Origin of the sequence: Pseudarthrobacter sp. NCCP-2145 (assembly GCF_023708005.1) — a bacterium.
Taxonomy (GTDB): Bacteria; Actinomycetota; Actinomycetes; order Actinomycetales; family Micrococcaceae; genus Arthrobacter; species Arthrobacter oxydans.
Genome location: NZ_BRCG01000014.1, coordinates 48,194 through 75,118, shown reverse-complemented (window position 1 = coordinate 75,118; position 26,925 = coordinate 48,194). Strand labels below are relative to the sequence as shown.

General features: G+C 67.0%; 26 protein-coding genes, 1 pseudogene and 1 riboswitch. Of the genes and pseudogenes, 12 read left to right on the top strand and 15 right to left on the bottom strand.

Features of this window, described 5'->3' with window-relative positions; all coding sequences use genetic code 11:
* Positions 1–63 precede the first annotated feature (63 nt).
* A complete protein-coding gene (locus NFU08_RS13395; RefSeq protein ID WP_309296840.1) occupies positions 64–1,716 on the bottom strand; it encodes a CAP domain-containing protein in 1,653 nt (550 codons plus the stop codon).
* A gap of 248 nt (positions 1,717–1,964) precedes the next feature.
* On the opposite strand from NFU08_RS13395, the gene dcd reads away from it, so the two are divergent.
* Positions 1,965–2,540 carry a dCTP deaminase gene (gene dcd, locus NFU08_RS13390; RefSeq protein WP_104188486.1) on the top strand — a complete coding sequence of 192 codons (576 nt, stop codon included), beginning with the start codon at positions 1,965–1,967 and terminating at the stop codon, positions 2,538–2,540.
* Between the two features lie 36 nt (positions 2,541–2,576).
* Here the strand turns inward: dcd and NFU08_RS13385 are convergent, their stop codons facing one another.
* The 7 genes from NFU08_RS13385 to NFU08_RS13355 all read right to left on the bottom strand — a co-directional run bounded on the left by NFU08_RS13385 (position 2,577) and on the right by NFU08_RS13355 (position 9,648).
* Positions 2,577–3,755, bottom strand: coding sequence for a cation:proton antiporter (locus NFU08_RS13385; RefSeq protein WP_174176126.1), 1,179 nt, complete (start codon positions 3,753–3,755; stop codon positions 2,577–2,579).
* Positions 3,756–3,761: 6 nt separating this feature from the next.
* On the bottom strand, positions 3,762–4,244 hold the full coding sequence (locus tag NFU08_RS13380; RefSeq protein ID WP_174176128.1) for a cation:proton antiporter regulatory subunit: 483 nt from the start codon (positions 4,242–4,244) through the stop codon (positions 3,762–3,764).
* Between the two features lie 9 nt (positions 4,245–4,253).
* Positions 4,254–5,300 carry a LacI family DNA-binding transcriptional regulator gene (locus NFU08_RS13375; RefSeq protein WP_174176130.1) on the bottom strand — a complete coding sequence of 349 codons (1,047 nt, stop codon included), beginning with the start codon at positions 5,298–5,300 and terminating at the stop codon, positions 4,254–4,256.
* Complete coding sequence (locus NFU08_RS13370) at positions 5,297–6,043, bottom strand: cupin domain-containing protein (RefSeq protein ID WP_251424039.1); 747 nt, start codon at positions 6,041–6,043, stop codon at positions 5,297–5,299. Before NFU08_RS13370 ends, NFU08_RS13375 begins: the two co-directional genes overlap by 4 nt.
* 26 nt (positions 6,044–6,069) lie before the next feature.
* Positions 6,070–7,041, bottom strand: a complete 972-nt coding sequence (locus NFU08_RS13365) for a PmoA family protein (RefSeq protein ID WP_251424036.1) — start codon at positions 7,039–7,041, stop codon at positions 6,070–6,072.
* A complete protein-coding gene (locus tag NFU08_RS13360) occupies positions 7,038–8,138 on the bottom strand; it encodes a Gfo/Idh/MocA family protein (protein ID WP_251424034.1) in 1,101 nt (366 codons plus the stop codon). Before NFU08_RS13360 ends, NFU08_RS13365 begins: the two co-directional genes overlap by 4 nt.
* A gap of 106 nt (positions 8,139–8,244) precedes the next feature.
* Positions 8,245–9,648: an MFS transporter gene (locus tag NFU08_RS13355; protein ID WP_251424033.1), complete on the bottom strand. Its 1,404-nt coding sequence runs from the start codon at positions 9,646–9,648 to the stop codon at positions 8,245–8,247.
* Positions 9,649–9,842: 194 nt separating this feature from the next.
* Here NFU08_RS13355 and NFU08_RS13350 point away from each other — a divergent pair, with 194 nt between their 5' ends.
* The 6 genes from NFU08_RS13350 to mnhG are packed head-to-tail and all read left to right on the top strand — an operon-like array spanning position 9,843 to position 16,349.
* Positions 9,843–12,914, top strand: a complete 3,072-nt coding sequence (locus NFU08_RS13350; RefSeq protein ID WP_251424030.1) for a Na+/H+ antiporter subunit A — start codon at positions 9,843–9,845, stop codon at positions 12,912–12,914.
* Positions 12,911–13,540, top strand: coding sequence for a Na(+)/H(+) antiporter subunit C (locus NFU08_RS13345; protein WP_251424027.1), 630 nt, complete (start codon positions 12,911–12,913; stop codon positions 13,538–13,540). The genes NFU08_RS13350 and NFU08_RS13345 overlap by 4 nt, the downstream gene beginning before the upstream one ends.
* Complete coding sequence (locus NFU08_RS13340; protein ID WP_174176144.1) at positions 13,537–15,141, top strand: Na+/H+ antiporter subunit D; 1,605 nt, start codon at positions 13,537–13,539, stop codon at positions 15,139–15,141. Before NFU08_RS13345 ends, NFU08_RS13340 begins: the two co-directional genes overlap by 4 nt.
* Positions 15,138–15,683: a Na+/H+ antiporter subunit E gene (locus tag NFU08_RS13335; protein ID WP_174176146.1), complete on the top strand. Its 546-nt coding sequence runs from the start codon at positions 15,138–15,140 to the stop codon at positions 15,681–15,683. Before NFU08_RS13340 ends, NFU08_RS13335 begins: the two co-directional genes overlap by 4 nt.
* A complete protein-coding gene (locus tag NFU08_RS13330; protein ID WP_066279895.1) occupies positions 15,680–15,958 on the top strand; it encodes a monovalent cation/H+ antiporter complex subunit F in 279 nt (92 codons plus the stop codon). Before NFU08_RS13335 ends, NFU08_RS13330 begins: the two co-directional genes overlap by 4 nt.
* Positions 15,948–16,349 carry a monovalent cation/H(+) antiporter subunit G gene (gene mnhG, locus NFU08_RS13325; RefSeq protein ID WP_104188514.1) on the top strand — a complete coding sequence of 134 codons (402 nt, stop codon included), beginning with the start codon at positions 15,948–15,950 and terminating at the stop codon, positions 16,347–16,349. The genes NFU08_RS13330 and mnhG overlap by 11 nt, the downstream gene beginning before the upstream one ends.
* A gap of 72 nt (positions 16,350–16,421) precedes the next feature.
* Here the strand turns inward: mnhG and NFU08_RS13320 are convergent, their stop codons facing one another.
* The 6 genes and pseudogenes from NFU08_RS13320 to NFU08_RS13295 all read right to left on the bottom strand — a co-directional run bounded on the left by NFU08_RS13320 (position 16,422) and on the right by NFU08_RS13295 (position 19,711).
* On the bottom strand, positions 16,422–16,685 hold the full coding sequence (locus NFU08_RS13320; protein ID WP_066279890.1) for a DUF4235 domain-containing protein: 264 nt from the start codon (positions 16,683–16,685) through the stop codon (positions 16,422–16,424).
* Positions 16,686–16,774: 89 nt separating this feature from the next.
* On the bottom strand, positions 16,775–16,990 hold the full coding sequence (locus tag NFU08_RS13315) for a CDGSH iron-sulfur domain-containing protein (protein ID WP_174176148.1): 216 nt from the start codon (positions 16,988–16,990) through the stop codon (positions 16,775–16,777).
* Positions 16,991–17,092: 102 nt separating this feature from the next.
* Positions 17,093–18,147: pseudogene (locus NFU08_RS13310) on the bottom strand (iron-containing redox enzyme family protein).
* 67 nt (positions 18,148–18,214) lie between these two features.
* On the bottom strand, positions 18,215–18,718 hold the full coding sequence (locus NFU08_RS13305; protein WP_174176152.1) for a DUF4383 domain-containing protein: 504 nt from the start codon (positions 18,716–18,718) through the stop codon (positions 18,215–18,217).
* A gap of 113 nt (positions 18,719–18,831) precedes the next feature.
* Positions 18,832–19,041 (bottom strand): hypothetical protein, encoded by a 210-nt coding sequence (locus NFU08_RS13300; protein WP_174176154.1) that lies wholly within the window; start codon positions 19,039–19,041, stop codon positions 18,832–18,834.
* Positions 19,042–19,168: 127 nt separating this feature from the next.
* Positions 19,169–19,711, bottom strand: a complete 543-nt coding sequence (locus tag NFU08_RS13295) for a heme-degrading domain-containing protein (protein ID WP_251424024.1) — start codon at positions 19,709–19,711, stop codon at positions 19,169–19,171.
* A gap of 72 nt (positions 19,712–19,783) precedes the next feature.
* A riboswitch (TPP riboswitch) is annotated at positions 19,784–19,923 on the top strand.
* A 64-nt stretch (positions 19,924–19,987) separates the two neighbouring features.
* Between NFU08_RS13295 and NFU08_RS13290 the strand changes: the two genes are divergently transcribed.
* The 3 genes from NFU08_RS13290 to NFU08_RS13280 are packed head-to-tail and all read left to right on the top strand — an operon-like array spanning position 19,988 to position 22,964.
* Positions 19,988–20,611 (top strand): ECF transporter S component, encoded by a 624-nt coding sequence (locus NFU08_RS13290; RefSeq protein WP_174176159.1) that lies wholly within the window; start codon positions 19,988–19,990, stop codon positions 20,609–20,611.
* Positions 20,611–22,167, top strand: coding sequence for an ABC transporter ATP-binding protein (locus NFU08_RS13285; RefSeq protein WP_251424023.1), 1,557 nt, complete (start codon positions 20,611–20,613; stop codon positions 22,165–22,167). Before NFU08_RS13290 ends, NFU08_RS13285 begins: the two co-directional genes overlap by 1 nt.
* Positions 22,164–22,964 (top strand): energy-coupling factor transporter transmembrane protein EcfT, encoded by an 801-nt coding sequence (locus NFU08_RS13280; RefSeq protein WP_251424020.1) that lies wholly within the window; start codon positions 22,164–22,166, stop codon positions 22,962–22,964. Before NFU08_RS13285 ends, NFU08_RS13280 begins: the two co-directional genes overlap by 4 nt.
* Positions 22,965–22,977: 13 nt before the next feature.
* On the opposite strand, the gene NFU08_RS13275 is transcribed toward NFU08_RS13280, so the two are convergent.
* Complete coding sequence (locus tag NFU08_RS13275; RefSeq protein ID WP_174176345.1) at positions 22,978–23,766, bottom strand: hypothetical protein; 789 nt, start codon at positions 23,764–23,766, stop codon at positions 22,978–22,980.
* A gap of 284 nt (positions 23,767–24,050) precedes the next feature.
* On the opposite strand from NFU08_RS13275, the gene NFU08_RS13270 reads away from it, so the two are divergent.
* Positions 24,051–25,574: a UDP-N-acetylglucosamine 1-carboxyvinyltransferase gene (locus tag NFU08_RS13270; RefSeq protein WP_251424017.1), complete on the top strand. Its 1,524-nt coding sequence runs from the start codon at positions 24,051–24,053 to the stop codon at positions 25,572–25,574.
* Between the two features lie 67 nt (positions 25,575–25,641).
* Positions 25,642–26,868: a glutamate--cysteine ligase gene (locus NFU08_RS13265; RefSeq protein WP_251424015.1), complete on the top strand. Its 1,227-nt coding sequence runs from the start codon at positions 25,642–25,644 to the stop codon at positions 26,866–26,868.
* Positions 26,869–26,925 lie beyond the last annotated feature (57 nt).

Genomic DNA, 26,925 nt, shown 5'->3' with positions numbered 1-26,925 from the left:
TCCGGCAGCGGCAGGCCTGCGTAGTCCGCCTACTGCGGCTGCCCTCCTACGGTGCCGGGGCGCCTACTGCGCCAGCCGTTGCCCGGTCCACGGTCCGGGAATGTTCGACGGCGACGCGAGGCTTCCGGAGGTCAGGTCCCAGTACTGCACAACGTCGGACGCCCGTCGCAGGGCCAGCCCGGTGGAGTTCAGGCCTGTAACGTCCCGCAGTGGCCTGATGCCCGTGACATCTCCCCAGCCGGTGGCGACCGTAGCCCTGGCTTCCGTCCGCAGTGCCGTGGTGCCCCAGCCTCGGTGCAGCTGGACGGAGCCGTCAGCCCGGAGGGCCAGGAGGTCCTGGAACCCGTCGGCATCGTAATCCACCATGGACAGTTTCCGGGCGGCGCCGATGGAGCCTACGAACGTCCGTGCGGAGAGGTCGCCCATGCCCTTGTTCGGATACAGGTAGAGGTTCCCCGCCCCGTCCAGGGCAAGAATCTGGGGGAGCCTGTTGTTGGCGCACCATCCGCCGACGGCGAGGGTAAGGGTTTCCCACCCTCCGCTTCCCAGGGTGGCAGGCGGCTGGAATCCGCCGGCGGCAATGCCGCGGTGGAGGGTCAGCGTGCCGTTGCTCCACTGCGTGACGAGGTCATAGGCGCCGTCCCGGTCCCAGTCTGTGGTGAACACTTCCTTGGCGCCGGCAAATCCTGAGCCGATGACCTTGGCCGCGGCAAAGGTGCGCGCGCCGGTGGCTGCCCGTGCCAGGAGCTGGCCGGAGGAGTCGACGGTCACCATGTCTCCGGGCCCCTTGATGGCCGCGGCGGCGAGGTCAAGCGTGGGCGGCATATGCCGGACCGGGGCGTCGCACATAGTGGGTGGCGGCGCCGGGAAGGGTGTGCTCGACCCGGTTCCGCCGGGGGAATCGGTAGTGCCGACGGGAAGGGTGGTGTAGCCGAAGAAGTTCACCACGCCCCAGATCTTGTACGTGCGGTCCGTATAGCTGATCCCGGCACCCATGACGTTGAAGCGAGGATCGAGCAGCATGGCGTTGTGGCCGGGGGAGCCTTTCCACCATTCCACCAGGAGCGCGGCGTCCCGATCCGTGCGGATGGCGATGACCTCACCGGCGCCATTGTTGGGACTCAGCGCGCGCTGGTCCGTCCAGAAGCTGGCGCGGTGCTCGATGACCTCGCGGGATGCGATGCTGTCCGACCACTCCTGTGCCAGGGCCGCCACTGTTGCGTGGTACTTGACGGGGTTCAGGCCCTTGGACGCCCGGTACTCGTTGATCCGGTTGAACACCGTGAGGATGGCGGCTGCGTTGCTGTCAGGAATGAGGGCTTCCGGTGCAGGAGTGGCGGCCGCCAGGGATTCCGGAGCCGCCTGGCGGGACACCGGGGGAGAGGCAAGTTCCTCGTCCGGTGCCCAGAGGGGAGGGATGGACGGAATGCCGGGTGCAGGCTCTTCGGAGTCCGGAGCAGGAGCAGGTGCCGGTGCTGCGGGCTCGGGGGAATCCTGAACCGAAACGGCGAACGGGCCGGGTGCGGGGGCGGGTGCCAGGGGCTCCGCAGGTACTGGTTCCGCTGCCAGCGGTTCCGTAGGTGATGCCGGCCGGATGTCAGGTTCAACCGCGGGGGCGAGGAGGGGCCCGCCGGAGTCCGTGCCGGAGGGGGACCCGGTGCGGCCGGTTATGGCCGACGCACCCAGGCTGACGCTGCCGGGCCCCGTTGCGCCCACTGGCGGCCCCGCAGCCGGCACCGGAGGCGTGCCCGCCGATGAAGAGAGCAGCGCTAAAGCCAAGAGCACGCCAATAAAAGAGGGCGCGGCCAATCTATTCACAACATCCCCAGCTCTGTTGGGCCATCCGGGAGACCATCCGGCGCCTGAATCACTTCTGTAACAGTAGCCCCACGAGCGCTCTGCAACAACGAAAAAATGTTGCTGTGGATAACTGCCCCGGAGCGGCCATACGGTAATTTGGGACGGTGCTGATCTCTGACCGCGATATTCGTGCCGAAATAGACTCCCAGCGGATCGTGCTCGAGCCGTACGATCCGGCGATGGTCCAGCCGTCGTCCGTGGATGTCCGGATCGACAAATTCTTCCGCCTGTTTGATAACCACAAGTACGCCCACATCGACCCGGCCGAGGAACAGCCGGAGCTGACGCGCCTTGTGGAAGTGGAGCCGAACGAGCCGTTCATCCTGCACCCGGGCGAGTTCGTCCTGGGGTCCACGTACGAGACCGTCACGCTGCCGGACGACATCGCGGCCCGCCTGGAAGGCAAGTCCTCGCTGGGCCGGCTGGGCCTCCTGACCCACTCCACGGCCGGGTTTATCGACCCCGGATTCTCAGGCCACGTAACCCTGGAACTGTCCAACATGGCCACCCTGCCCATCAAGCTGTGGCCGGGCATGAAGATCGGCCAGCTGTGCTTCTTCAGGCTGACGTCCTCCGCGGAGCATCCCTACGGCTCGGGCGAGTACGGCAACCGGTACCAGGGCCAGCGCGGTCCTACCGCGAGCCGCAGCCACCTGAACTTCCACCGCACGGAGATTTAGCAGGCAGCACTGGCGCCCGCACTGGGGCAGGGGGCCTCAGGCCCTGGCAGCCACGCCCGCGGGCGGTTGGGCAGCCCTGACGGGCCCCACAAACCGGGCCGCCAGCGGACCCACTACCGCCATCAGCAGGACATACGCGGTGGCAAGGGCCGCCAGCTCGCCGGGCACTGCCCCGGACGCAACTGCCAGCCCCGCAATGACGATGGAGAATTCGCCGCGTGCGATCAGCGTGGCTCCGGCGCGCAGGCGGCCTGGCCGCGCGATGCCGGCGCGTTTGGCCGCCCAGATGCCCGTCGCCATTTTGGTGGCGGCCGTGATGACGGCCAGCACCAGGGCCCAGCCAAGGACCGGCGGGATGGACGTGGGATCTGTATTGAGTCCGAAGGCGACAAAGAAGATGGCGGCAAACAGGTCCCGCAGCGGCTCGAGGATGCGGGTGGCGTTGTGCGCCGTTGCGCCTGAAATTGCGATGCCAAGCAGGAATGCCCCCACCGCGGCGGAAACCTGCATGGCCGAGGCTATCCCGGCCACCAGCAGCGCCGCGCCCAGCACGTTCAGGAGGAACACTTCCGAGTTCTCGCTGTGGACGGCCTTGGACACGTGGTGCCCGTGCCGCAGCGCCACCATCAGCACCACACTCACCACCGCCAGCGCGATGCCCACGCTGGTGAGCCCGCCGAGGAAACTGACGCCGGCCAGGATGGTGGTCAGCACGGGAAGGTAGACGGCCATGGCCAGGTCCTCGAACACCAGGATGGACAGCACCACCGGTGTTTCCCGGTTGCCTATCCGGCCCAGGTCGGTGATGACCTTGGCGGCAATTCCCGATGAGGAGATGTAGGTGACGCCGCCCAGCACCATGGCGCCCACCCCGCCCCAGCCCAGCAGGTAGGCCAGGGCAGCACCGGGCAGGAAGTTCAGGACGAGGTCCAGCACGCCGCCCTGCCAGGAGCGGCGCAGGCCGGTGAAGAGTTCGGTCGCCGTATATTCCAGGCCGAGCATAAGCAGCAGCAGGATCACGCCGATCTCGCCGGAGACGTGCGCGAACTCTTTCATGCCGTCGAGCTTGACGATGCCGCCGGCGCCGAATGCGAGTCCGCCGAGGAGATAGAGCGGGATGGGGGACATTCCGACCCGTCCGGCCAGCCTGGCCAGCAGGCCAAGGCAGAATACAACGGCCCCCAGTTCAATGAGGGTCAGGGCCAGCGGGTCCATGCCGTCTTATCCGTGACGCAGGATATCGGCCGCCGCGTCGAGGCCTTCCTGGGTGCCCACCGCCACCAGCAGGTCACCGGGGTGAAGCACGACGTCGGGTCCCGGCGACGGGAGCACCTCGCCTTCGCGCATGATCGCCACGATGGAGACGCCGCACCGGGTGCGGATGCACGCCTTGCCCATGGGCTGGTTCTGGAAGGGGGAATCCTGGGCGATGGAGAACTGCCGGGTGACGATTCCCGGGACATCCTTGTGTTCCTCTGTCAGTTTCATGGCCAGGTGCTGCCCGCCCAGGAGATTGCCGAGGGTGGCTGCTTCCTCGGTGGTGAGGGGTATGGATGCCTGGCAGGTGTCCGGATCATCCCAGGCCGAGACGATGAGCTCGGTCTGGCCCTCGCGCCGCTCCACCACGCCGATCCGGCGGCCTGAGGCGGTCATGAAATCCTTGCGCCGGCCCAGGCCGGGAAGGTTGGTTTCGTCCACGTTCATGGTTCCAGACTAGTCTGCCTGGCCATGCTTGGGGGCGGGCCCCGAGGATTCCCGCAGGACCAGCCGCATGCCCGTGGGACCAGGCTCCGGAGGGGGTGTGTTTCCCGGGTTCAACGCGGCGATCAGCTGTTCCATGGCGCGGCTGCCCTGGGCCTCCAGGTCCATGTGGACGGTGGTCAGGGACGGGACCAGGAACGCGGATTCGGGGTGGTCGTCCCAGCCGACGACGCTGATATCGGCGGGAACCCGGAGACCGTGATCGTGGAGCGCCCGGATGGCCCCGATGGCCAGGTGGTCGTTTGCGGCGAAGACGGCGGTGAAGGAGGGGTTGGCCAGGAGGGTTTGCGCAGCGGTGTATCCGGAGGCGGCGCTCCACTCCGCTTCGGCCACCCCGCAATCCTCCAGCCCGGCGTCGTGCACGGCCTTGCGGTAAACGGCCAGGCGGTTGCGGGCTGCGGGCCATTCCTGCGGGCCAGCGATATGGGCGATCCGCCGGTGGCCCAGGGCGGCAAGGTGCTCCACGATGGCCTGCGCCGCGGAGCCGTCCGAAATCCGGCCCCGGCCACGCATCTTGTCGTCGTACTCTCCGGCCACCACCACGGGGATCCGTTCCTGCGCCTGGAGGAGGTCCGTCCCGGAAATGGGCACGAAAGACAGGGCCCCAGCAAAGGGACCGCCGTCCAGGATCCCCCGGAGCCGCTCCGTCCGCTCCGGGCCGGCCCCTTCCAGGGCGACGACGTCCAGGTGGTACCCGGCTTCCCGGGCGGCTGCGGCCGCGCCGTTGAGCATCCGGGACGGAAAGTACGGCGAGGATCCGGGCACCAGTGCCAGGACCCGGTACGCGGCCTTGGTCCGCAGCGACCGGGCGGTGAGGTTGGGCGAGTAGTTCAGTTCCGCCATGGCCCGTTCCACCTTTTCCGACGTGGAGGCCTTCAGCTTGGAACGGTCGGCCATGAACCGGGAGACAGTCTGGTGCGAGACGCCGGCCAGCCGTGCCACCTCGTAGATCGTGGCTGCACGGGCAGGCGGCCGGGCGGCGGCGGGGGATGGTGTCACAGCCTGGAATCCTCCCAGGTGGTGAGGCGCCCGCACATGCCAAATCCCTCGCCCGGGCGCTGTTCGGCGCTGGCTACCGCTGCGCCCGCCAGGGACGCTGCCGAGCCGTCTGCCAGCTCGCGGAGGGCCTGCTCCGTTGCCTTTACCTGGCTCTGGACCTTGGCGGACCAGAGTTCCTTCCAGTGCCCGACGCGCGGGCGGACCAGGCGGGCGGCCGCGCGGTGGAACTCCGCAAGCGCGGGAGTGCCGTCCCGCAGCACCGATGTATGCAGTTCGGCGTATCCTTCCAGGGCGAGGTCGCGCCGCCTCCGTGCTGCCGCCGCAACCTCGCTTTCTTTTGCATCCCGGGGGAGGGTGGCATGCGCCGCGTACAGGTCCGGGTCCTGGAGGATGCGGCGTGGAAAAGTCAGGACGGCGTCTCCGGCCTCAGGCAGGCCGGCGTTGGACATGATCACGTTGAGGGTGAGCCCGTCCGTGTTCACCAGCCGGTGGACGGTGCCGGGGCTGAACCACACCAGCGACCCGGCCGCCAGCCCGTGCTGCTGGATGCCTGCCATCGAAATGGTGTGCACCGCTCCCGTGCCGGCCGTGACCACGTAGGCCTCGGAGGACACCGTATGGAGGTGCGGGGAGCCGCCGCACAAGCCGTCGGCGGACTCCCAGTCATATACCCGGAGCCTGCTGACTGCGGTGCCGCCTGGAAATCCCGGCGGCGGAGGGGGCTGGTCCTTCCCGCTGTTCATCGGTCCGCTGTTCACCTCTCCGCCGTTCACGTCCCTGCCGGGGATGCCGGCGCAGCCGCCAGGACACCGCGGGCCGCCGTTGCCAGCGCTTCCGCCCTGTTCCGGTCCGATGCGCCGTCCGCAACCACAACCCCGTACCGGAAACGGAGGGTGGCTCCTGCCTGGAACAGGACTTCCTGGCTGAAGAACGGGGCAGGGCCCATGCAGGCAAACGGTTCGGACCGGGCGAACCATTCCGACTCCGGATGCACGCTGCCGGGATCGTCAACCATCACCAGCGTTGAATAGCGGCAGGTTTCGTCATGCTGCCCCACGAAGGAAAGCCAGGGGGCCCGCTGGCCGCGGAGTTCCTCGCCGGTGGCACCGCCGGGTCCCATGATGGTTCCGCCTGCGAAGGAGCGGGGGCCGCGCCAGAACAGGCCGCCGTATCCTGCGTTGTCACGGCCCTCCGTGGTGGGGGAGCCGATATGGATGTCCGCTCCGGACACGTTGGTCATGACGGTGTCGAAGACGAGGGTGTAGCTGGCGTCCGTCCCCGGCACCACCCGGAAGGACCTCTCCTCCTCGACCACGGGCGCGCCCTGCTGGGTCATCCACTGCAGCCGGTGCGCAAAACTGAACGAGCCGTCGTCGTCCGCTGCCCTGGTGGTTTCCAGGTGCCGCATGGCACCGTTGTTGGGCAGCCACTGGTAATCCTGGCCGCGCCGGTAGCTGGGGCCGCCCCAGAAGTTGTCCGGACCAAGGTGCGGCAGGGACCAGGCGATGCCTTTGTGCCACACGTGGTCGTGCGGGCGGTAAGCGCTCACCAGGTCGCCTCCCCTGGTGCGGACCGGGTGGAAGTACGGCCGGGGCGATTCCGCCTGGGGATCCTCTGCGGCATAGGTGTAGGTAAGGACGGGCACGCCGTCCAGTGAGATTTCGACGGCGGCGCCATCGTCCGTCCAGCCGAGCTGGTGTGCGGTTGCTGGGGCAGCAGTTGTTCCGGCGGCGGTGCTCATGCGGGGCTCTTTTCCAGTTTCCAGGGTTCCAGCCGGCCGTCGGCACGGTCGAAGAACGGGTTTCCTTCAGTGATGTCGCCGCGGCGGACGGTCTCGCCGGTGATGGCGGATGCGTAGGTTGCGGCGGCGAGCTCCATGGTGGGCCAGGCGTCAGCGAGCGTGACCGGCGGAACGGTCCCGGTGCTGACGGCTTCGATGATCCGGGCATACTGTGCCGAATGGCCGCTGGGTGTGCTGGCCGGGCCGTCCGTCCACGCAGCTGCGAGGTGCTCCTGGCCGGGTGCCGGCGTGAAGCGCCAGTTCGAGTCGTCGTAGCCGTAGAGGTGTTCCAGTTCCACCGTGGCATGTTCGTAGTCGAACCGCAGCTGGGAGGTTTCCCGCGGCGAGATCACCGAGTTGATGACGGTGGTCAACGCACCTGACTCGAACCGCACGATGGCGGTGGAGACGTCCTCCGTCTCCGTACGGCGGGCCAGCTTTCCGGCGAATGCCGTCACTTCCTGCCAGGGCCCCCAGAGGTGCAGAAGGAGATCGAACTGGTGGATGCCGTGCCCCATGGTGGGTCCGCCGCCCTCAACGTCCCACTGGCCGCGCCACGGAACGTCAAAGTACGCCTGGTCCCGGAACCAGAGGGTGTTGCAGAACCCGGTGAGCGGGCTGCCCAGGACTCCGGACTCCTGCAGGTCCGCCAGCTTCCGGGCGCCCGTGCCGAAGCGGTGCTGGAAGATGCAGCTGACCCGCCTGCCCGTGGCGAGTTCCGCTTCCTGCAGCTCACGCAGCTGCCGGAGCGACAGGGCGGGCGGCTTCTCCAGCACCACGTCCATGCCCAGCGCCATGGCCTCCAGGGCCAGGGGTGCGTGCGACGACGGCGGCGTGCAGACGGCGACCAGGTCCAGTTCCGTTTCCGCTGCGGCGGCCAGGGTGGGGGCGGTCTGGGCGACACCCACCTTTTCCGCAAATTCTGTTGCCCTGCGCGGGGCGATATCCACCGCCACGACGAGCTCCGCGCCCGCCAGCTTCAGGGCTTCCGCATGGGCATGGGCAATGCCGCCCGTGCCGACGATCCCCACGCGGGGACGATGTTGGGCCTTTGTCATGGTGCTCCTCGTCATTGAAAGGATTCATGTTATCGATCACAATTATGTGATCGATAACATGAGGCGTCAAGGGGTCACCAGGGAGTCCCACGTCAACCTGCGGGCGTCAGGCGGCAGGCACGACCGCGATGGGCGCCTCGTCCGGCGACTTGACGGGCAGCAGGACGAGCAGTCCGGCCAGCAGCACCACCATGATGCCCAGGATGCCCCAGCGCTGTGCCTCGCCGGGCGCCACCAGGGGAGCCGCAAGGGTGATGCTGAGGGTGAAGAGCGTGGGTGCCAGGAAACTGACGGCCCGGCCGGTGGTGGCATAGAGGCCGAAGAGTTCGCCGGACTCGCCGTGCGGCGCCAGCCTGGCCAGGTACGCGCGTGACGAGGCCTGGGCGGGCCCCACGAACAGGCACAGGAAAAGCCCGAATACCCAGAAGGTGGTGCTGCCGGCCCAGGCCATGCCCAGGAAGGTGTAGTCGCCGTTGCCAAGCACCAGGATGACGCTGCCCGCAACCAGGAGGCCCACCAGCGAGCCGATGATCACCCGCTTGGGGCCGATCCGGTCATCCAGCAGGCCGCCCAGCACTGCCCCCACCGCGGCCACGACATTGCCGAAGATGGCGAAGAAAATGACCTCGGACAGCTCAAAGCCAAAGGTACCCGCAGCGATGATTCCGCCGAAGGTAAAGACGGCGGCCAGTCCGTCCCGGAAGACTGCGCTGGCCAGCAGGAAGTAGATGGTGTGGGGGCTGGTGGCGTAGATGGCCTTGATCCGGCGGAAAAGCAGCCCGTAGCTGGCCGGCAGGCCCAGCCGCTTTGCTTGGGCGGCGCGGGGAAGCTCGGGCACGGCGAACAGCACGGGGAGGGCGAAGATGAAGAACCAGAGGGCCGAGAAAACAGCTACCAGCCGGATGTTCAGGCTGTCCTCGGTGGACGCGCCGAACCAGTCGAAGCTGGGCTGGACGAACAGCTGGAGGACAATCAGCAGGGCAACGATGCCGCCAAGGTAGCCCGCCCCCCAGCCGAATCCGCTGACCTTGCCGATGTTCCGCGGCGTGGAGATCTGGGCGAGCATGGCGTTGTAATTGACGCCCGCGAACTCGAAGAACACGTTGCCCAGGGCTATCAGCGACACTCCGAGCAGCAGGAATTCCGGCCGCGGGAAGACGAAGAAGCACAGGGCAGTAAGGATGGCGACGGCGGCCGTGTTGACTCCCAGCCACAGCTTGCGCCGGCCGCCCGCATCCGAACGCTGGCCGGTGACAGGAGCCAGCAGGGCAATCGCCAGGCCGGCGACCGCCAGGGCACCGCCCAGGACCGCCGAGGCCTGGTCTTCGCCGCCGAAAGCATTGGAGGTGAGGTAGACGGTGAAGACAAAGGTTGTCATCACGGCGTTGAAGGCTGCGGATCCCCAGTCCCATGAAGCCCATGCCAGGATGCGGCCTTTGCCTGTGCGCTGGTTCCCGGACTCAAGTTCCGAGGACGGCTGCGTTGCCCCTGGAGCGCTGGCGCTGTTCATAGGATGCATCGTATCCGCCCGTGGCGAACAGGAGGCGGAGCGAACCCCCGGGGATACCGGGCCCCGCACCGGGCGAGGCGTCGTGAGGGGCAGGGCGGGCGCCGAAGCCTTGATAAACTGGAGCTCCCGGACCTAACGAATGAACCGCCTGCTCCAACTTTGACAATCGAATCCCTGACGTTGCGGAGATACCAGTGATAACAGTCCTTGCCGTGCACTTTTCGGTGGCTGTCCTGGCGCCGTTCCTCTTCAGGGCCTGGGGCCGCAACGCGTTCTACGCACTGGCGGCTGTTCCGGCCGCATCCTTCGTTTGGCTCCTGCTGCAGCACGGTCCGGTCTACGCCGGAACGGGGTCCATCAGCGAAACCGTCCCCTGGATTCCCGGGCTCCAACTCGAACTTGCGTTCCGCATGGACGCGCTGGCTTGGGTCATGTCCCTGCTGGTACTGGGCGTGGGGTCGCTGGTGCTGGTCTATTGCGCCAGGTACTTCAAGAAAAAAGACCAGGACCTCGGCGCCTTCGGTGCGCAGCTGCTGGCCTTTGCGGGCGCCATGTTCGGCCTGGTGGCGGCGGATGACCTGCTGCTGCTGTTCATTTTCTGGGAACTGACCACCATCCTGTCCTACCTCCTGATCGGATTCGCCCGCACCAGGCTGGCTGCGCGGCGGTCCGCCTTGCAGGCGCTCATGGTCACCACTGCCGGCGGGCTGGCCATGCTGGTGGGACTCATCATGCTGGGCCACGCGGCCGGCACCTACCGCATCTCCAGCATCCTGGAGCAGGCGCCCGCCCTCACAAGCGGTGCCACGGGCGCCATGGTGGGTGCCGCCGTCGTACTGATCCTGGTGGGCGCCATTACCAAGTCCGCTCTGGTCCCGTTCCACTTCTGGCTCCCCGGCGCCATGGCCGCACCCACGCCGGTCAGCGCCTACCTGCACGCCGCAGCGATGGTCAAAGCCGGCATCTACCTGGTGGCCAGGCTGGCGCCCGGGTTCTCCGAAACGGCGTACTGGCAGCCGGTGGTGCTGGGCCTGGGCCTGGCCACCATGCTGGTGGGCGGCTACCGGGCGCTGCGCCAGACCGACATCAAGCTCATCCTCGCCTACGGCACCGTCAGCCAGCTGGGCTTCCTCACCATGGTGGTGGGCCTGGGCACACCGGACGCGGCGCTCGCAGGGCTCGCCATGCTCCTGGCCCACGGGCTGTTCAAGGCCACCCTGTTCCTGGTGGTGGGCATCATCGACCACCAGTCAGGAACGCGCGACGTCCGCAAGCTGTCCGGCGTCTTCCGCTCGTCCCGTGCGCTCGGAGTGGTCGCCGCCATCGGCGCCGCGTCCATGGCCGGAGTGCCCCCGCTGGCCGGGTTCGTGGCCAAGGAATCGGTGCTGGAGTCCTTCGTCCACCACGCGGGAGACGAGGCAGCCGGTCCGTGGGGCATGGTGGTCCTGGCCGGACTGGTCCTGGGATCCATCCTCACCTTCGCCTACAGCGCCCGCTTCATGTGGGGCGCGTTCGCCGTCAAGCCCGGCGTGGAGCCCACGCCCTTCAAGGCCATCAGGCCCTCCTTCCTCGCCGCGCCGGCCATCCTCAGCCTGTTGACCATCATCTACGGGCTGTGGCCGGCACCCGTTGACGCGTGGATCCAGCCGTACGCCGCCCTGTTTGCCTCCACCGCTCCCGACGCCGGAACGGCCGCTGAACAGGCCGGTTACCTTGCGCTGTGGCACGGCTTCACGCCGGCGCTGGGCCTGACGGTCATCACGTTCGCGCTGGGCCTGGCAATGTACCTTGGCCGCAACGCGGTCTCGCGGGCACAGTCCCTGGTCCCGCCATGGGTGGACGGGGACAAGGCCTACCAGTACACCATCGGCGGCCTGGATGACGCAGCGGTGTGGATCACCGGACGCACCCAGCGTGGTTCGCTGTACTACTACCTGGCCGTCATCCTCAGCGTCGCCTTTGTCCTGCCCCTGTCAGTGATTTTGGTGACGGGCAAGCCGCTTCCGGACGGGATCTACCTGGTTGACCCCGGCTCCCCGCTCCAGCTCGTGGTGGGTGCGGGCATCGTGATCGGTGCCCTGGCGGCCGTCAAAGCCAACAAGCGGTTCCTGGCAGTCCTGATGGTTTCCGTCACCGGTTACGGCATCGCCCTGATGTTCGCGCTCCAGGGCGCCCCGGACCTGGCACTGACGCAGATGCTGGTGGAAACGATCATCCTGGTGGCCTTCGTGCTGGCGATGCGCAGCCTGCCGCCCGAGCTCCGCGACCGGACCGGCGGCAAATACCGTGTGGTTCGCGTCATCATCGGCCTGGGCTTCGGCGTCACCATGGTGTTCGCCGCGATTTACGCCATGGGAGCACGGATAGCAACGCCGGTGTCCCTTGAGTTCCCGCGGCTCGCGTACGAGGGCGGCGGCGGACTGAACATCGTCAACGTGACGCTCGTGGACATCCGCGCCTGGGACACCTTCGGTGAAATCACCGTCCTGGCGCTGGCAGCCACCGGCGTGGCGAGCCTCATCTTCGTCCGCGGCCGCGGCGACCGGATCCTGAACTCCGCCACCGTAGCGGAGGGAACCGTAGGCCGCCACCGCGGCGTTGACCCCGGCAGCAGGGACGCGGCGGCGCTGGCCGTCAGCCGGAAATTCGCGGCGTCTGCCCGGGATGCGTGGATCGTGGCCGGCCGGACACTGGCCCCTGAACGCCGGTCCATCATCTTCGAGGTGGTCACGCGGCTGATCTTCCACTCCATGATCATGTTCTCGCTGTACCTCCTGCTGGCCGGCCACAACCTTCCCGGCGGCGGCTTCGCCGGCGGCCTGACAGCCGGCCTGGCCCTGACCATCCGGTACCTGGCCGGAGGACGGTTTGAGCTCCGCGAGGCCACCCCGGTCAGCGCCGGTGCGCTCCTGGGGATCGGGCTGGCCGTGGCTGCAGCCTCCGGCGCAGTGCCGCTGCTGCTCGGCGGCCAGGTGTTCCAGACAGCCATCATCGAGCTGTGGCTCCCGGTGTTCGGCGACATCAAGTTCGTCACCTCCACCATTTTCGATATCGGCGTGTACATCGTGGTGGTGGGCCTGGTGCTGGACGTCCTGCGGAGCCTGGGCGCCGAAATCGACGAACACTTCGAACAGCGTTCCGCTGTGGGCGGCCGAACCCCCGGCGAGGAGCAGGAGTTCGCGGGCGACGACTCCGCCACACCGTCCGCACCGGAGCAGGAGCCTGAAGGCGCCGCCTCCGAGACCACCGCAAAGGGCCAAGCATGAGCATCAACCTGACCCTCCTGATCGTCATGGGGGCCCTGTACGCCTGCGGCATCTACCTGGTGCTGGAGCGCAGCCTCACGCGTGTCCTGCTGGGACTGATGCTCCTGGCCAATTCCACCAACCTCCTGATCCTGGCCACTGGCGGGTACGCAGGGCTCGCGCCCCTGTACTCAAAGGACATTGCCGCCGGGGACTACAACGATCCCCTTCCGCAGGCCCTGATCCTGACCTCCATCGTCATTTCCTTTGCCGTCACCGCTTTTATGCTCGGCATCATCTACCGCACGTGGGTGCTGGCGCGCCGTGACGAGATCCAGGATGACGTGGAGGACCTCCGCGTTGCCGAGACTCCAAGCTTCGACGCAGAGGACGACGCCGAGGTCCCCGCCGAGACCTCAGAGTTCCCGCTCACCATGCTGGGCACCGACGGCCACAGCGTTTCCAATCACAGCGTCTCCACCGGCAGTGTTTCCGACGGTGTTTCCGACGGCGGTGCGTCCAATGACGGCGCTGCCGGGACAACATTGCTGGCCGGCGGCCGGGAGATGGCGGCCGAGCAGGCAGCCTCCGAAGAAAAACCCGGCTCCACCAATGTGGCCCCTGGCCCGGAAGGAGGCGGAAAGTGAACCTCGCAAGCCTTGCCCCGCTCGCCGTCGTACTTCCCATCCTGGGCGCCGCCCTGACCTTCATGCTGATCCGCCATTCACGGGCCCAGCGCGCGGTGAGTATCGCCCTGCTCTCCCTCACGCTTCTGCTGGAATGCCTCCTGCTGGCCTCCGTCTGGGACGGCGGCACGTTTGCCGTAACGCTGGGCGGCTGGCTGCCGCCGTGGGGCATCGTGCTGGTGGTGGACCAGTTCTCGTCGCTGATGCTGGTGGTCTCCTCGGCGGTGAGCCTTGCCGTGCTGGTGTACGCCACCGGGCAGGGCATGGCCGACGGCGACCAGGATGCGCCCGTCTCGATCTTCCACCCCACCTACCTGATCCTGGTGGCGGGCGTCTCCAATGCGTTCCTTTCCGGGGACCTCTTCAACCTTTACGTCGGGTTCGAGATCCTGTTGACGGCAAGCTACGTGCTGATGACGCTGGGCGGCACCGGACCCCGCATCCGGGCAGGCGTCACCTATGTGGTGGTGTCCGTGGTGTCATCGGTGCTCTTCCTCATCTCGATCGCCATGGTCTACGGCGCCACCGGAACCATCACCATGGCGGACCTGGCCATCAAGCTCGGTGAGCTGGACCAGGGCACCAGGACGCTGCTGCACGTGATGCTGCTGGTGGCGTTCGGCATCAAGGCCGCCGTTTTTCCGCTGTCCTTCTGGCTGCCGGACTCCTACCCCACGGCGCCGGCGCCGGTCACTGCCGTGTTCGCGGGCCTGCTCACCAAAGTGGGTGTCTACGCCATGGTGCGCACCGAGACGCTCCTGTTCCCCGGGGACTCACTGAACACCCCGCTGATGGTTGCCGCGTTACTGACCATGGTGGTGGGAATTTTGGGCGCCCTGGCGCAGAGCGACATCAAACGTCTGCTCTCGTTCACCCTGGTCAGCCACATCGGCTACATGGTTTTCGGCCTGGCCATGTCCTCCGTGGCGGGGCTCGGCGCGGCCGTCTTCTACGTGGTGCACCACATCACCATCCAGACCTCGCTCTTCCTTGTGACAGGTTTGATCGAACGCCGGGGCGGCAGTTCCTCCGTGGACCGGCTGGGCGGGCTCGCCAAGCTGTCGCCGCTGCTGGCGCTGCTCTTCTTCGTGCCCGCCATGAACCTGGCAGGGATCCCGCCATTCTCCGGATTCCTGGGGAAGGTGGGGCTCATGCAGGCCGGCGTTGAACTGGGAACACCGCTGGCATACGTCCTGGTGATCGGCGGGGTGCTGACCAGCCTGCTGACCCTGCTTGCGGTGGCCAGGGTATGGAACCGCGCGTTCTGGCGCAGGCCTTCCGACGCCGAACACCCGGATCCCGTGCTGCTGGCAACGCCTGCCGCCCGCGTTACCGGGCCGGGAGCCAAGCCGAACACCGTCACCCTGCTGCCGCGCACCATGGTGGGTTCCACCATCGGGCTGGTGGTCCTGGGCATCGGGCTGACTGTCTTCGCGGGGCCGCTGTTCATGGTCTCGGACCAGGCCGCGCACGACATGCTGGACAGGTCCTCCTACATCCAGGCAGTCCTGGGCGAGGACACCGAGGTTCCCATGGTCCTTACCGCAGGGGGAGGAAAATGAGCCGCCGGCGCATCTCACTGCGCCAGGAGCTTCCGCTCCTGGTGTGGCTGGTCATTGTCTGGGGTGCCCTGTGGCAGGATTTCAGCCCGGGCAACCTCCTTTTCGGAGCCCTGTTGTCAGTAGCCGTGGCACGCCTGTTCTACCTTCCGCCGGTGGAGCTCAGCGGACGCTTCAACATCCTGTACGCCGTTCCGTTCGCGCTCACGTTCCTGGCCAAGGTGGTGATGGCCAGCATGCAGCTCCTCTACCTTGCCGTGTCGCGGGGCCCCAGGGTGAAGAACGCCGTGGTGGCGGTGACCCTGCGCAGCCACCAGGACCTTCTGGTCACAGCCACGGGCCACGTGATTTCCCTGATTCCCGGTTCCCTGGTGGTCGAGGTGGACCGGTCAACCTCCACCCTCTACCTGCACGCGCTGAACATCAGCTCCCCGCAGGACGTCGAAAACCTGAAGAACGAGGTGCTGTCCATCGAAGCGGGGCTGATCAGGATCATGGGTACCAGGGAAGAGCTCGAGATTTTGCGAACGGAGGCGACCGCATGATGCAGATCGTCCTGGCAGTGACCGCCGTGATCTTCTCGCTCGCGGCAGTCGGCGCAATCATCAGGATCTCCCGCGGCCCGTCGCTGCTGGACCGGGTGCTGGCCACGGATGTCCTGTTGGCCATCCTGGGCGGTGCCCTGTGCGTGGACATGGCCGTCAACCGGCACCTGAACAACCTGATGCTGGTGGTGGCCATCTCGATCATCGGCTTCATCGGGTCCGTGACGGTGGCAAGGTTTGTGGCAGACCGTAGGGAGCAGCCCAATGAGTCCTGATTCCACTGGCCTGGATGCCTGGGTGGACGTGCTGTCCGCGGTGTTCATGATTGTTGGGGCCACCATGTCCCTGGGGGCGGCCATCGGCCTGCTGCGCTTCCCCGACCTCCTGAGCCGCATGCATGCCGCCACCAAACCCCAGGTTTTGGGGCTGTTCCTGCTCCTGGCATCCATCGGCCTGCAGATGCGGACCTGGTGGGTGTGGCCCGTGCTGCTGGTGGCCTGGATCTTCCAGCTGCTCACCGTGCCGGTCTCTGCGCACATGGTGGGGCGCGCCGGTTACCGCACCAAGCACCTGCACCGCGAACTCCTCACCTCGGATGAGCTTGAGGCCGTGGTGCAAAAAGCCGCCGCCAAAGCCGCCCGTGAGGACGGTTCCGGCGACGGCTGAGCGCTGGTTTGGAGTGCCCCGGGAGCTGGGTAAAACTTCCCTGTTGGCCGGGGCTGCGGGTGCTGGACTCCGCTAGACGATGTCCTGGCTCTTGGCGAACCGGGTGATGGCCCGCTGGGTGCCTCGGTTGGCCAGGACCTGGATGATGGTGCTGACAGAGGCCGAGATCAGCGCGAACGTCAGCGCGGACTGCAGGCTCGTGGGGACGTCCTCGTCCTTGCCGGTGGGCGGCTTGCGCCCGGTGGACTTTTCCCAGATGGTGTTGACCAGCTTGGTGCCGACGAAGCCGGCGCCGAGGCTCACGCCGGTGCCGAGCAGCTTGATGAAAAGGTTCATTCCTGAGTACTCCTTGCGGGCGGAAAACGGGCTGTCCCTAGCCTATCTGGCGTTTGCCGGGTCCCTGCCCAGCGTGACGCGTCGCTTGTTCAGGCTGACGGGGATTCGGTGCGGAACTTGATCATCTTGTGGGTGCCGTCGCAGTAGGGCTTGATGGCTGAGGCGCCGCACCGGCACAGCGCCACCGTTTTGCGGTCACGGGGAACCGGATCGCCGGACGGTGTGACCAGCTCGAAATCGCCGCGCACAATAAGGGGCCCGTCGGGGCAGACCACAATGGAGCTCTCGGTGGGTTCCTGGTTCATCTCTGCTCCTGCTCTGGGGTGCTGGGAAATCTGGTGGAGGTTTCGGTTGATGCCTGCGTGGGGCCTGGCCTGATCTGGTCAGCGGGGTTCATGCCTTGGTGCTCAGGCCGCAGCAGGCAGTGCCTGCCTCAGCGAGGTTCCGCCGTTTTCCCAGGACTGCAGGATGTGCGCGGACAGCCTGCCGTCCACGGCCATGACGGCCGTGGCTCCGAACAGGACGTCCGCCAGAAGGTGGGGTTCGGCTTCAACCAGCCCGCCCGCAAGGTCCCGGCCGGCAATCTGTTCATGGACGGCGTCGGCCTCCACATGCTCGTCGAAGTAGTGGGTGACGTCTGTAGTGAATCCGTGGCGCCGGAAGCCCCTGCCGTACAGGCGGTTGGGCTGGGAGGACGTCATCTCATAGATGGCCAGATGTCCCGTGATGGCCCCCCGGAGCCGGCGGTTAAGGCCGAAAAGGGACATCAGGTTCACGGCAGCGAGGGAGACCGCAGGGACGGCGTCCACGTATGCCCCGTACCCGTCCTCCATTCCCAGGCCCCGCATGGTGCGGGCGAAAAGGGCGCTGGCATCCGCTCGGGCCGTCCGCCGCCGTACTCGTCCGCCTGGATTTCCACCAGTGCCGCTTTGGGCCGGCCGGAGAGCCGGGGGATGGCGAAGGTGTGCGGATCGGCTTCCTTCAGCTGGTAGATGGACTTGTGGATCAGGAATTCCTTGAGCTGGCCCAGGCTGGCTTTCCGGGCCACATAGCGGGAGAGGCTGGGGCCGGTGTCGCGTGCGGCCAGGCCGAACAGGACGTCCGCCACAGCGTCGCTGGTGGCACCGGGTCCGGCGGGAAGTTCCAGGTCACCGGCAGCCTCCGCGGCTGCGTCCCGGAGCGCGGCTTCGAACGGCTTTTCCAGCATCTGGCGCACCCGGATCAGTTCCGGCGCCCACTCCCACTCGTCACTCACACCCTCAAGGCCCGAGTAGTGGAGCTCGTAGAGGCAGAAGAGCGCCAGCTGGAGGTCGTCGTCGCCAATGATGTCCCGGGTTGCCGGGAGATGGCCGGCCACCGAGCGGTGTAACGCGTCAAGGGCGCCCTCATCGGTGCCCGGTGCCGCTGTGAGGGCGCTGAACAGTGCGGTGCTGACCGGACCCCGTGCTGCTGGGATTTTCATGGTGCTCCTTCAGGTCTGGCGTGGGCCGGTTCCGTGCTCCCTGCACTGGGGCCCGGCCGGGGATGTGTCAGCGGCCGCGGGTGCCGGGCGCTGGGGATGTGGCGGTGCTGCCGCTGCCGGCGCCGCCTGCGGCGGGGGCGGGTCCACGGGCGAGCATGATGGCCAGGGCAATCATGGCCAGGCCAAGGACCAGATGGAGCCAGTTGTCCGCATCGTTTGCGGGGATGAAATTGGCAGGGGTGGGGTCACCGACCAGGAGGCCGTACAGCCAGAGGACCAGGTAGATGACGCCGCCGTGGATGAGGAAGTTCCGTGCCTGCGGGTGGGTGCGCGACATCAGGACGCCGGCGACGCCGAAGAGCAGGTGCACGGCGTTATGGAGGACGGATACCTGGAAGATCCCGAGCAGCAATGCTCCTGAGGCGTGTCCGGCCAGGCGGAGCGCGTCATGGTTGGAAGTGATGCCGGGAACGAATCCAAGGATGCCGGCCAGGCAGAACACGGCGCCCGTTGCGAGGGCAGCCTTCTGCAGGCCTGTGCGGGCGCCTGCCCGGCGGATGCTGGCTGCCATGTGCTGTACTCCTCAAACGCTGGAGACAACATAGTAAGCATGATTACTAAATAATTGCTAAGCAGCCTTTGTATTGTGCCGGCGTTGTGCGCCCGCACTCCGCGCGCAGGCTGCTAGCCTCCCGGGCCGGCCCATAAGTAGGGGTTGGTGTGCGGACCTCCGCGGCGGCCGTGGTCGTAGCCTTGCTGCCAGGACTTCCCGACGGCGGACACCAGTTCCGCCAGCAGGGAATAGTAGGGGTGGTCCGGGCCGATGAAAATCATCTCGTCCCAGGCTTTGTCCAGCGCCGCCCGGACCTGGTTCTCGGTTGCTGGACCGGTCACGGCGCCCTCCTGGATTGATCACCCGCCACTGCGCTCGAATGTACTCCCGGCCTCACTGGGGTGTCCATGCCAGGAAGACCTGCCATGCCGGCCGGCCGGGGGCGCCACTCCGCTGGCTTGCAGGGCGTTACTCCGCGCCGGCCGAACGGAGGATGTCGCGGAGGGCCTCGACCACCAGGTCATGGTCCTGCAGCTGCGGCAATCCGGACACGGTGACGGTTGCTACGGCGCCCACCCCAGTGACGTACAAGGGGAAGGAGCCGCCGTGCGCAGCGTAGAGGGCCTGGTCGAACCAGGCATTGTCTTCGATACGTCCGCCGCTGAGCCGGGCGCGCAGCCCCACCAGCAGGGAAGGAACCTCGTACCGGGCTGCGGTCCGTTTCTTGGCCCGGATCCAGTGCCCGTTGTCCGGTGTTGCCCCCGGCAGGGCCACGTGGAAGAGGAGCTGCTCGCCCTTGGTGATGTCGATGGCGATGGGAAGCCCGCGCTCCTTGCCCAGCTCCACGAGGAGCAGCCCCAGGTTCAGGGAGTCGTCCAGGGAGAAGCCGGGAAATTGGAGTTCCCGGATCTCCGCCTCAATCCGCGCGATCAAGGCCTCCAGGGATCCCTCCGGCTGGGCTTCGCGGGAATCCGGATCATACCCGGTCACATCTGGTGGATTCGCTGTCATGGCCCACAATCTACCCCTCCCTGCGGTAAACTGGACCACGCCCAACAGGGCGGATATTTCACCAATAGAATCATTCAACGACAGGGGAGCGCCGCCGTCGGCATCACTGGCCAGGCCAGGGACCGCAGGTGGGCGCTGAGAGTGCGGACAGCCGCAGACCCTCGAACCTGATCCGGTTAGTACCGGCGCAAGGGAGTCGAGTTCTCGAAGTGCGCGCAGCGGCAGCAGTGCCGGCAACCGCGTCCACTTTCCCCTCCTGTTCCTCAGGAGGACCACATGGCAACAACAGCAATCAAGAAGCCCGCCGGCAAGTCCTGGCGCGTCGTGGACATCGTGGTGGCGGCCCTTATCGCCGTTGCCGGCGGCGTCATTTTCTGGGCCTGGTCCCAGGGGGCGGCCGCAGTCTCCGGACCCATGAACGCCGTCTACCCGCCCCTGACCGGCCTGATTGCCGGCGGCTGGATGATCCCGGCCGTCCTGGGCATGCTCATCATCCGCAAGCCAGGCGCCGCGCTCTTCTGCGAGACGGTGGCCGCCACGGGTGAACTGCTCATGGGCTCCCAGTACGGTGCGTCGGTACTGTTCTCCGGATTCGTCCAAGGCCTGGGTGCCGAGATCATCTTCGCCATCTTCGTGTACCGGAAGTTCAACCTGCCCGTGGCACTGCTTGCCGGCGCCGCGGCCGGCCTTTTCTGCGGCCTGAACGACTCCTTCGCGCCGTGGGGCTGGAACATCGCCTACGCCGCCGGCGACAAGCTGGCGTACATCATCTTCACTGCCATCTCCGGCGCCATCATCGCCGGCGCACTGTCCTGGATCGCCACCCGCGGCCTGGCCAGGACAGGGGTCCTGAGCTCCTTTGCATCACGCAAGGCGGCAACGGAGCCCGTCTTCTCCTGATGGGCGCCCCTTCGCGGCACGAGGCATCAGTTGCGGTGCGTCCGGCTGCCGTCACAGCCCGCGGCTGGGGATGGCGCCATGCGGGGCGCGCCAAGCCGGCTGTCCGTGGCCTCGACCTGGAGATCCGCCCGGGGGAGCGGGTGCTCCTTTTGGGGCCCTCCGGTGCGGGCAAGTCCACGCTCCTGCATGCCCTGGCCGGGGTGCTGGGGGACATGGACGACGACGGCGGCGACGCCGGCGAGTCCGACGAGACGGGCTCGCTGCTGGTTGACGGCGCCGTGCCCCGCGAGCAGCGCGGCCGGGCCGGGCTGATGCAGCAGGATCCGGAGACGCAGGTGGTCCTCTCCCGCGTCGGCGACGACGTCGCCTTTGGCGCCGAGAACCTCGCCGTGCCCCGCGACGCCATCTGGGCCCGCGTGCACGAGGCGCTGGACGACGTCGGCCTTTCCCGCCTGCCGCTTGACCACCCGACGTCGGCCCTGTCCGGCGGGCAAAAACAGCGCCTCGCGCTTGCGGGAATCCTCGCAATGCGGCCCGGCCTGATCCTGCTCGACGAGCCAACGGCGAACCTGGACCCTGCCGGTGTGCTGGAAGTCCGGGACGCCGTGGGCCGCTGCGTGGACAAGACCGGCGCCACGCTGGTTGTGGTGGAGCACCGGGTGTCCGTGTGGAAGGACCTGGTGGACCGGATCGTGGTGCTGCAGCCGGGCAGCGCCACTGAAGATGCCGTGCTGCTTGACGGTCCTCCGGACCAGGTGCTCGCGGACGCACGGACCATGCTGGCGGCGGCCGGTGTGTGGGTGCCCGGGTATGTTCCTGGCACGCGTGCACGGTCGGGCAATCCGGCAGCCGGCTCCGGCGGCCTTCTGCTGGCGGCCGAGAACCTTGCGGTTTCCCGGGAACGTCCGCGCCGCAGCGGCTTCCGGAAGGTACCCCCGGTACCCGTCCAACACGATATTTCCGCCCAGGTCCGGGCAGGGCAGGCGCTGGCCATCACGGGCCCCAACGGGGCGGGCAAGTCAACGTTTGCGCTGACCCTCGCGGGACTCCTGGAACCGGTGGCAGGAAAGGTGTCGGCCACCCTGGACCTCAGCCGTGGCGCCGGGATAGACCCTTATAAGTGGAAGGCCGAGCAGCTCATCGAGCGGATTGGCACCGTGTTCCAGGAGCCGGAGCACCAGTTCGTCACCGGGAAGGTGCTGGACGAACTCCTGTTCGGTCCGCGGCACCTGGGCCACGGCGAGGAGCGCGTGGACGAACTGCTGGAGCGGTTGCGGCTGACCCACCTCGTGGACGCGAACCCCTATACGCTGTCTGGCGGCGAGAAGCGGCGGCTCTCCGTGGCCACGGTCCTGGCGGCCCATCCCCGGGTGCTCGTCCTGGACGAGCCGACGTTCGGCCAGGACGCCAACACCTGGGCGGAGCTGGCCTCGTTCCTGTCCGAGCTGCTGGACTCCGGCACCGCGGTGGTGTCCGTGACCCACGACGCCGAGTTCACCGCCGCGCTGGGTGGCACTGAGCTGCGGATGGCTGCCGCGGAACCGGTGGCGCCATGAGGCAGGAATTGAACCTTCGGGGCAACCAGGCCCTGCTGGCCCGCGCCAACCCCCTGAGCAAGTTCGCCGCCGTCTTCCTCATCACGGCAGTGCTGGCGCTTTCGATCGACTGGGTTTCCGCATCAGTGGCGCTGGCCTTCGAATTCCTCCTGTTCCCGCTCGCAGGCCTCACGCTGACGCTGCTGTGGCAGCGCGGCTGGCCGCTGATCCTCGCCGCGGCGGTGGGGGGCTGGAGTACCTCAATCCTGGCTGCGGACAGCGGAAGGACGCTGATCGACGTCGGCATCTGGACCATGAGCGAAGGCTCGCTGGAACTTGGGATCGGCTTCATGCTGCGCGGGCTGGCCATCGCCCTTCCGGCGGTGCTGCTGATGAGCTGCACCGACCCCACGGACCTGGCCGACGCCCTGGCGCAGAAGGCCCGCCTGCCGCACCGGTTCGTGCTGGGGACCCTTGCGGCCATGAGGCTGGTGGGCCTGATGGCGGAAGAGTGGCAGACAATCGGCATGGCGCGCCGGGCCCGGGGCGTCGGTTCGCGTGGCAATGCCGTCCAGCGGTTGAAGGCGACGCTGGGGCAGAGCTTCGGGCTCCTGGTGCAGGCAATCCGCCGGGCGTCACGGCTGGCAGTGACCATGGAAGCGCGCGGTTTCGGCGGCGGACGCCGGACGTGGGCACGCGAATCCACCTTCAGCGCGCTGGATGCCTGGGTGCTTGCCGGGGGCGTCGTGATGGCGGGAACAGCGGTGGTTGCGGCAGTGTCCCTGGGGACCTGGAACATGGTGTGGCTGGGAAGCTGACGCCTGGGCCGGCCTAGGGGCAGGAATAGTTGTAGTCGAAGCCCCTGGACACGAACTGGGCCAGCACCACCTTGCCACCGCCGGTCAGCGGCTCCTGTGAGCAGGCGCTCGCCGCGCCAGAGGCGTTGAGGGACCCCGCCAGCCAGCTGGGAAGCGAATAGAGGTTGCTCGAGCTGCTGACTGTTCCCACAATCCGGTCCCACTGCTGGCCGGTCGAGTAGATCCCCACCTCGGCTCCGATGCTGTGGAAGAAGTCGGTCATGCCTTCGAGGACGGTCCGGTTGGCATCCTTGTCGGTGCGGGACCAGCTGTTCTCCGTTTCGACGTCCAGCCACCAGAAGTACGAGGAGGGGTTGCTGATCCCGCGGAAGTACGCGTCGTCGTAGGCCTTGGCGTAGCCGTACATATAGGCGCAGGCCTTGCCGTAGTCCCCGGCCCTGCAGGGGCCGTAGGGGTTATGGACTTCCTGGCCGGCCGGATACTCGTCGTTGTCCGGCCACCAGGAGCCGGCGGCGCCGGGATTGGCCGTGTTGACGTACAGCGCGACGGTGGGCTGGCCGGGGTGGCCGGCAGAATCTTCCGCCCACCTGAGCTGCTCGGACAGACAGGGGTTCGTGGTGTTGGCCAGGCCATTGTTGACGCCCACGATGGCAAACGCCTGTTCCGAGGGAAAATTTCCGTTGCATTGCGGCCAGGAGATGTCGTTACCCAGAAATGACTGCTGCCCCTCCCCGGGTGAGGGAACGGCGTAGGCGGGGACGCCGGTGACCAGGAGCAGCGCGGCAAGAAGCAGGCCAAACATTCCCGGCACGGCCAAGCTGTTTCCGGCGGGCTGTGCCCTGCAGGACTGCGCCCTGCCCCGCTGGGTGGTCCTTGGCGGAATTTCGCTGGCTGGTGTGCGGCGCATGCTGCCTCCGTTGCCGCTGGACGAAGAGGTCCTGATTCAGTGTCCCGCCGTTGGCACGGGAAGGTCAAGGTGCCGCAACTGTGCGACTCTATCGCATGGAACGGGTAACGAATCGTTATTGCCGCTCACTGAGGCTCCAAAGGCAGGCCTGATAGCTCATTCATGATATAAACTTGACTATGACGCAGGAAACCACCGAACACGTTGCCGCCATGTTGAGGGACGCCCGCAGTGAGAAGGGCTGGACCCAGGGCCAGCTGGCTTCCGAACTGGGGACGAGCCAAAGCGCCGTTGCCCGGATGGAGCAGGGCAAGCAAAACCTGAGCCTCAAAATGATCCAACGCCTCGAAGCAATCTTTGGCAGGAGCATCGTGAACGTGGGCAAGCCGCAGATGACGCACCTGCGGGTTGAAGGCGGACATACCCTTTCCGGTTCCGTGGACGTCAACAGCAGCAAGAACGCCGGAGTGGCCCTGCTCTGCGCCAGCCTGATCAACCGGGGCACCACTGTCCTTCGCCGCCTGGCGCGCATCGAAGAGGTAAACCGGATTGTTGAGGTCCTGACCAGCATCGGCGTGGAGTGCACCTGGCTTAACGACACCGACCTGCAGCTCCGGCGTCCGGCCGTGCTGGACCTGGACGCCATGGATGTTGACGCCGCGCGCCGCACGCGGAGCGTCATCATGCTCCTGGGCCCCCTGCTGGACGAATCAGCAAAATACCGGCTCCCCTATGCGGGCGGCTGCGACCTCGGCACCCGGACGGTTGAACCGCACATGCAGGCGCTCCGCCAGTTCGGACTCTCGGTGGAGGCCACCGCGGGCTTCTACAGTGTCCAGGCCCCGCCCGCGGACACCCGGGACCGCTCGTTCGTGCTGACCGAACGCGGCGACACCGTCACCGAAAACGCGATCATGGCAGCCGCCCACCGCGAGGGAACAACCGTGATCCGGAACGCCAGCCCCAACTACATGGTGCAGGATCTCTGCTTCTACCTGCAGATGCTGGGCGTGGAGATCGAGGGCGTCGGCACCACCACCCTGAAGATCACGGGGCGCCCGTCCATCGACGCCGACATCGAGTACTTCCCGTCGGAGGACCCCATCGAGGCGATGAGCCTGATCACCGCGGGCATTGTCACCAATTCCGAGGTGACCATCCGGCGCGTGCCCATTGAGTTCATGGAAATTGAGCTGGCAACGCTGGGGCAGATGGGCCAGCAGCTGGAGATCTCGGGCGAGTACATGGCACGGAATGGCCGGACGCGCCTGGTGGATGTCACCACCAAGCCTTCGGAGCTGCATGCTCCGGAGGACAAGATCCATCCCATGCCGTTCCCGGGGCTCAACATAGACAACCTGCCCTTCTTCGCCGTCATTGCCGCGAATGCCCAGGGCCAGACCATGATCCACGACTGGGTCTACGAAAACCGGGCGATCTACCTGACGGAACTCAACCGGCTGGGCGCTCAGGTGCAGCTGCTGGATCCGCACCGGATCTATGTCAACGGGCCCACGAAATGGCGTGCCGCGGAGGTGGGCTGCCCGCCTGCACTGCGCCCTGCCGCCTGCCTGCTGCTTGCGATGCTTGCCGCACGTGGAGTGTCAGAGCTGCGGAACATTTACGTCATTGAGCGCGGCTACGAGGACCTGGCGGAGCGGTTGAACGCCATTGGCGCGAAGGTGGAGTACTTCCAGGACTGATCATTCACGGTTCGTCATGAATGGCGGAGCCCCTCCAAAATCTTCCTGCCTGCCGCAGAATGACAGTATGCGTACATTCGGCGTCGAGGAAGAGCTCCTGATTGTTGACCCCACAACGGGGGAGCCGCTTGCGCTGGCCGATGCCCTGTTGTCCGGGCACAGGATGGCGGCCGATGATGCACCCGATGCCCGCTCGCTGGAAACCGAAGACAAGACCGTTTACGACGACGATGAGATGGGCTTGAGTGCCGAGCTTAAGCTTGAGCAGATCGAGACCCAGACGCGGCCCTGCCTCGAGTACGGCGTCCTGCTGGACCAGATCCGTGCTGGCCGGACGCTTGCTGACCGGGCTGCCCAAAAGAACGGTGCCAGGGTGGCGGCGCTGGCCACCTCGCCCTTGGCCTCCACCAGCCACACGACGCCGGACCCGCGGTATGCCCGGATGCTGGAGCGCTTCGGCCTCACAGCGCAGGAGCAGCTCACGTGCGGCTTCCATGTGCACACCTATATTGAATCGCCGGAGGAAGGCGTGGCGGTCCTGGACCGGATCCGGGACAAGCTTGCCGTGCTCACCGCGTTGAGTGCGAACTCGCCGTTCTGGAACGGTGTGCCGACCGGTTTCGAGAGTTACCGGACCCAGGCCTGGAACCGCTGGCCCACCTCAGGACCCGCGGGGATCTACGGGACCTACCCTGCGTACAGGCGGGTGGTCACGCGGTTGCTGGACAGCGGAGTGATGCTGGACGAGGGGATGCTCTACTTCGACGCCAGGCTTTCGCGCAACCACCCCACTGTGGAAGTGCGGGTGGCCGATGTCTGCCTCCGTGCCGAGGATGCCGCGCTCATCGCACTCCTGGTGCGTGCACTGGTGGAGTCGGCCAGCCGGGAGTGGCGGGACGGGGTGGACCCCGCGCCGGTGCCCACTGTGCTGTTGCGCATGGCTGCATGGCAGGCGAGCAACAGCGGGCTTAGCGGGGAGCTGTTGGATTTCGGCACCTTCCGGCCGGCCCGGGCCGCGGATGTGGTGCGTTCGCTGGTGGATTACCTGGCGCCGGTCCTGGACGAACAAGGGGAGCTCGCCATCGTTCGGCAGGGGGTGGAGGACATCATCGCCCGCGGCACCGGAGCGGCTGAACAGCGCCGGGTCCGGGACAGGGCCATGGAAGGTTCACCGCCCGAGGACCTAGGCCTGGGCGCCGTGGTCAACCACGCAGTGAATATCACCATGCGTGGTGCCATGGACCTTTCAGAAGTGGAAGCAGCCCCGGACCTGCTGCGCGTACGGCAGTCATAGGCACTCCTGGGCCGACGAGGGGCTGCCTCTTGAGCAGACAGGGGCTGCCTCCTGGGC

Bases quoted from the DNA above. Each gene is read 5' to 3' on its own strand.
- NFU08_RS13385 (WP_174176126.1), bottom strand. From the start codon at position 3,755: ATGGACCCGCTGGCCCTGACCCTCATTGAACTGGGGGCCGTTGTATTC.
- NFU08_RS13380 (WP_174176128.1), bottom strand. From the start codon at position 4,244: ATGAACGTGGACGAAACCAACCTTCCCGGCCTGGGCCGGCGCAAGGAT.
- NFU08_RS13370 (WP_251424039.1), bottom strand. From the start codon at position 6,043: ATGAACAGCGGGAAGGACCAGCCCCCTCCGCCGCCGGGATTTCCAGGC.
- NFU08_RS13365 (WP_251424036.1), bottom strand. From the start codon at position 7,041: ATGAGCACCGCCGCCGGAACAACTGCTGCCCCAGCAACCGCACACCAG.
- NFU08_RS13360 (WP_251424034.1), bottom strand. From the start codon at position 8,138: ATGACAAAGGCCCAACATCGTCCCCGCGTGGGGATCGTCGGCACGGGC.
- NFU08_RS13355 (WP_251424033.1), bottom strand. From the start codon at position 9,648: ATGAACAGCGCCAGCGCTCCAGGGGCAACGCAGCCGTCCTCGGAACTT.
- NFU08_RS13345 (WP_251424027.1), top strand. From the start codon at position 12,911: ATGAGCATCAACCTGACCCTCCTGATCGTCATGGGGGCCCTGTACGCC.
- NFU08_RS13335 (WP_174176146.1), top strand. From the start codon at position 15,138: ATGAGCCGCCGGCGCATCTCACTGCGCCAGGAGCTTCCGCTCCTGGTG.
- NFU08_RS13330 (WP_066279895.1), top strand. From the start codon at position 15,680: ATGATGCAGATCGTCCTGGCAGTGACCGCCGTGATCTTCTCGCTCGCG.
- mnhG (WP_104188514.1), top strand. From the start codon at position 15,948: ATGAGTCCTGATTCCACTGGCCTGGATGCCTGGGTGGACGTGCTGTCC.
- NFU08_RS13320 (WP_066279890.1), bottom strand. From the start codon at position 16,685: ATGAACCTTTTCATCAAGCTGCTCGGCACCGGCGTGAGCCTCGGCGCC.
- NFU08_RS13315 (WP_174176148.1), bottom strand. From the start codon at position 16,990: ATGAACCAGGAACCCACCGAGAGCTCCATTGTGGTCTGCCCCGACGGG.
- NFU08_RS13305 (WP_174176152.1), bottom strand. From the start codon at position 18,718: ATGGCAGCCAGCATCCGCCGGGCAGGCGCCCGCACAGGCCTGCAGAAG.
- NFU08_RS13295 (WP_251424024.1), bottom strand. From the start codon at position 19,711: ATGACAGCGAATCCACCAGATGTGACCGGGTATGATCCGGATTCCCGC.
- NFU08_RS13290 (WP_174176159.1), top strand. From the start codon at position 19,988: ATGGCAACAACAGCAATCAAGAAGCCCGCCGGCAAGTCCTGGCGCGTC.
- NFU08_RS13285 (WP_251424023.1), top strand. From the start codon at position 20,611: ATGGGCGCCCCTTCGCGGCACGAGGCATCAGTTGCGGTGCGTCCGGCT.
- NFU08_RS13280 (WP_251424020.1), top strand. From the start codon at position 22,164: ATGAGGCAGGAATTGAACCTTCGGGGCAACCAGGCCCTGCTGGCCCGC.
- NFU08_RS13275 (WP_174176345.1), bottom strand. From the start codon at position 23,766: ATGTTTGGCCTGCTTCTTGCCGCGCTGCTCCTGGTCACCGGCGTCCCC.
- NFU08_RS13270 (WP_251424017.1), top strand. From the start codon at position 24,051: ATGACGCAGGAAACCACCGAACACGTTGCCGCCATGTTGAGGGACGCC.
- NFU08_RS13265 (WP_251424015.1), top strand. From the start codon at position 25,642: ATGCGTACATTCGGCGTCGAGGAAGAGCTCCTGATTGTTGACCCCACA.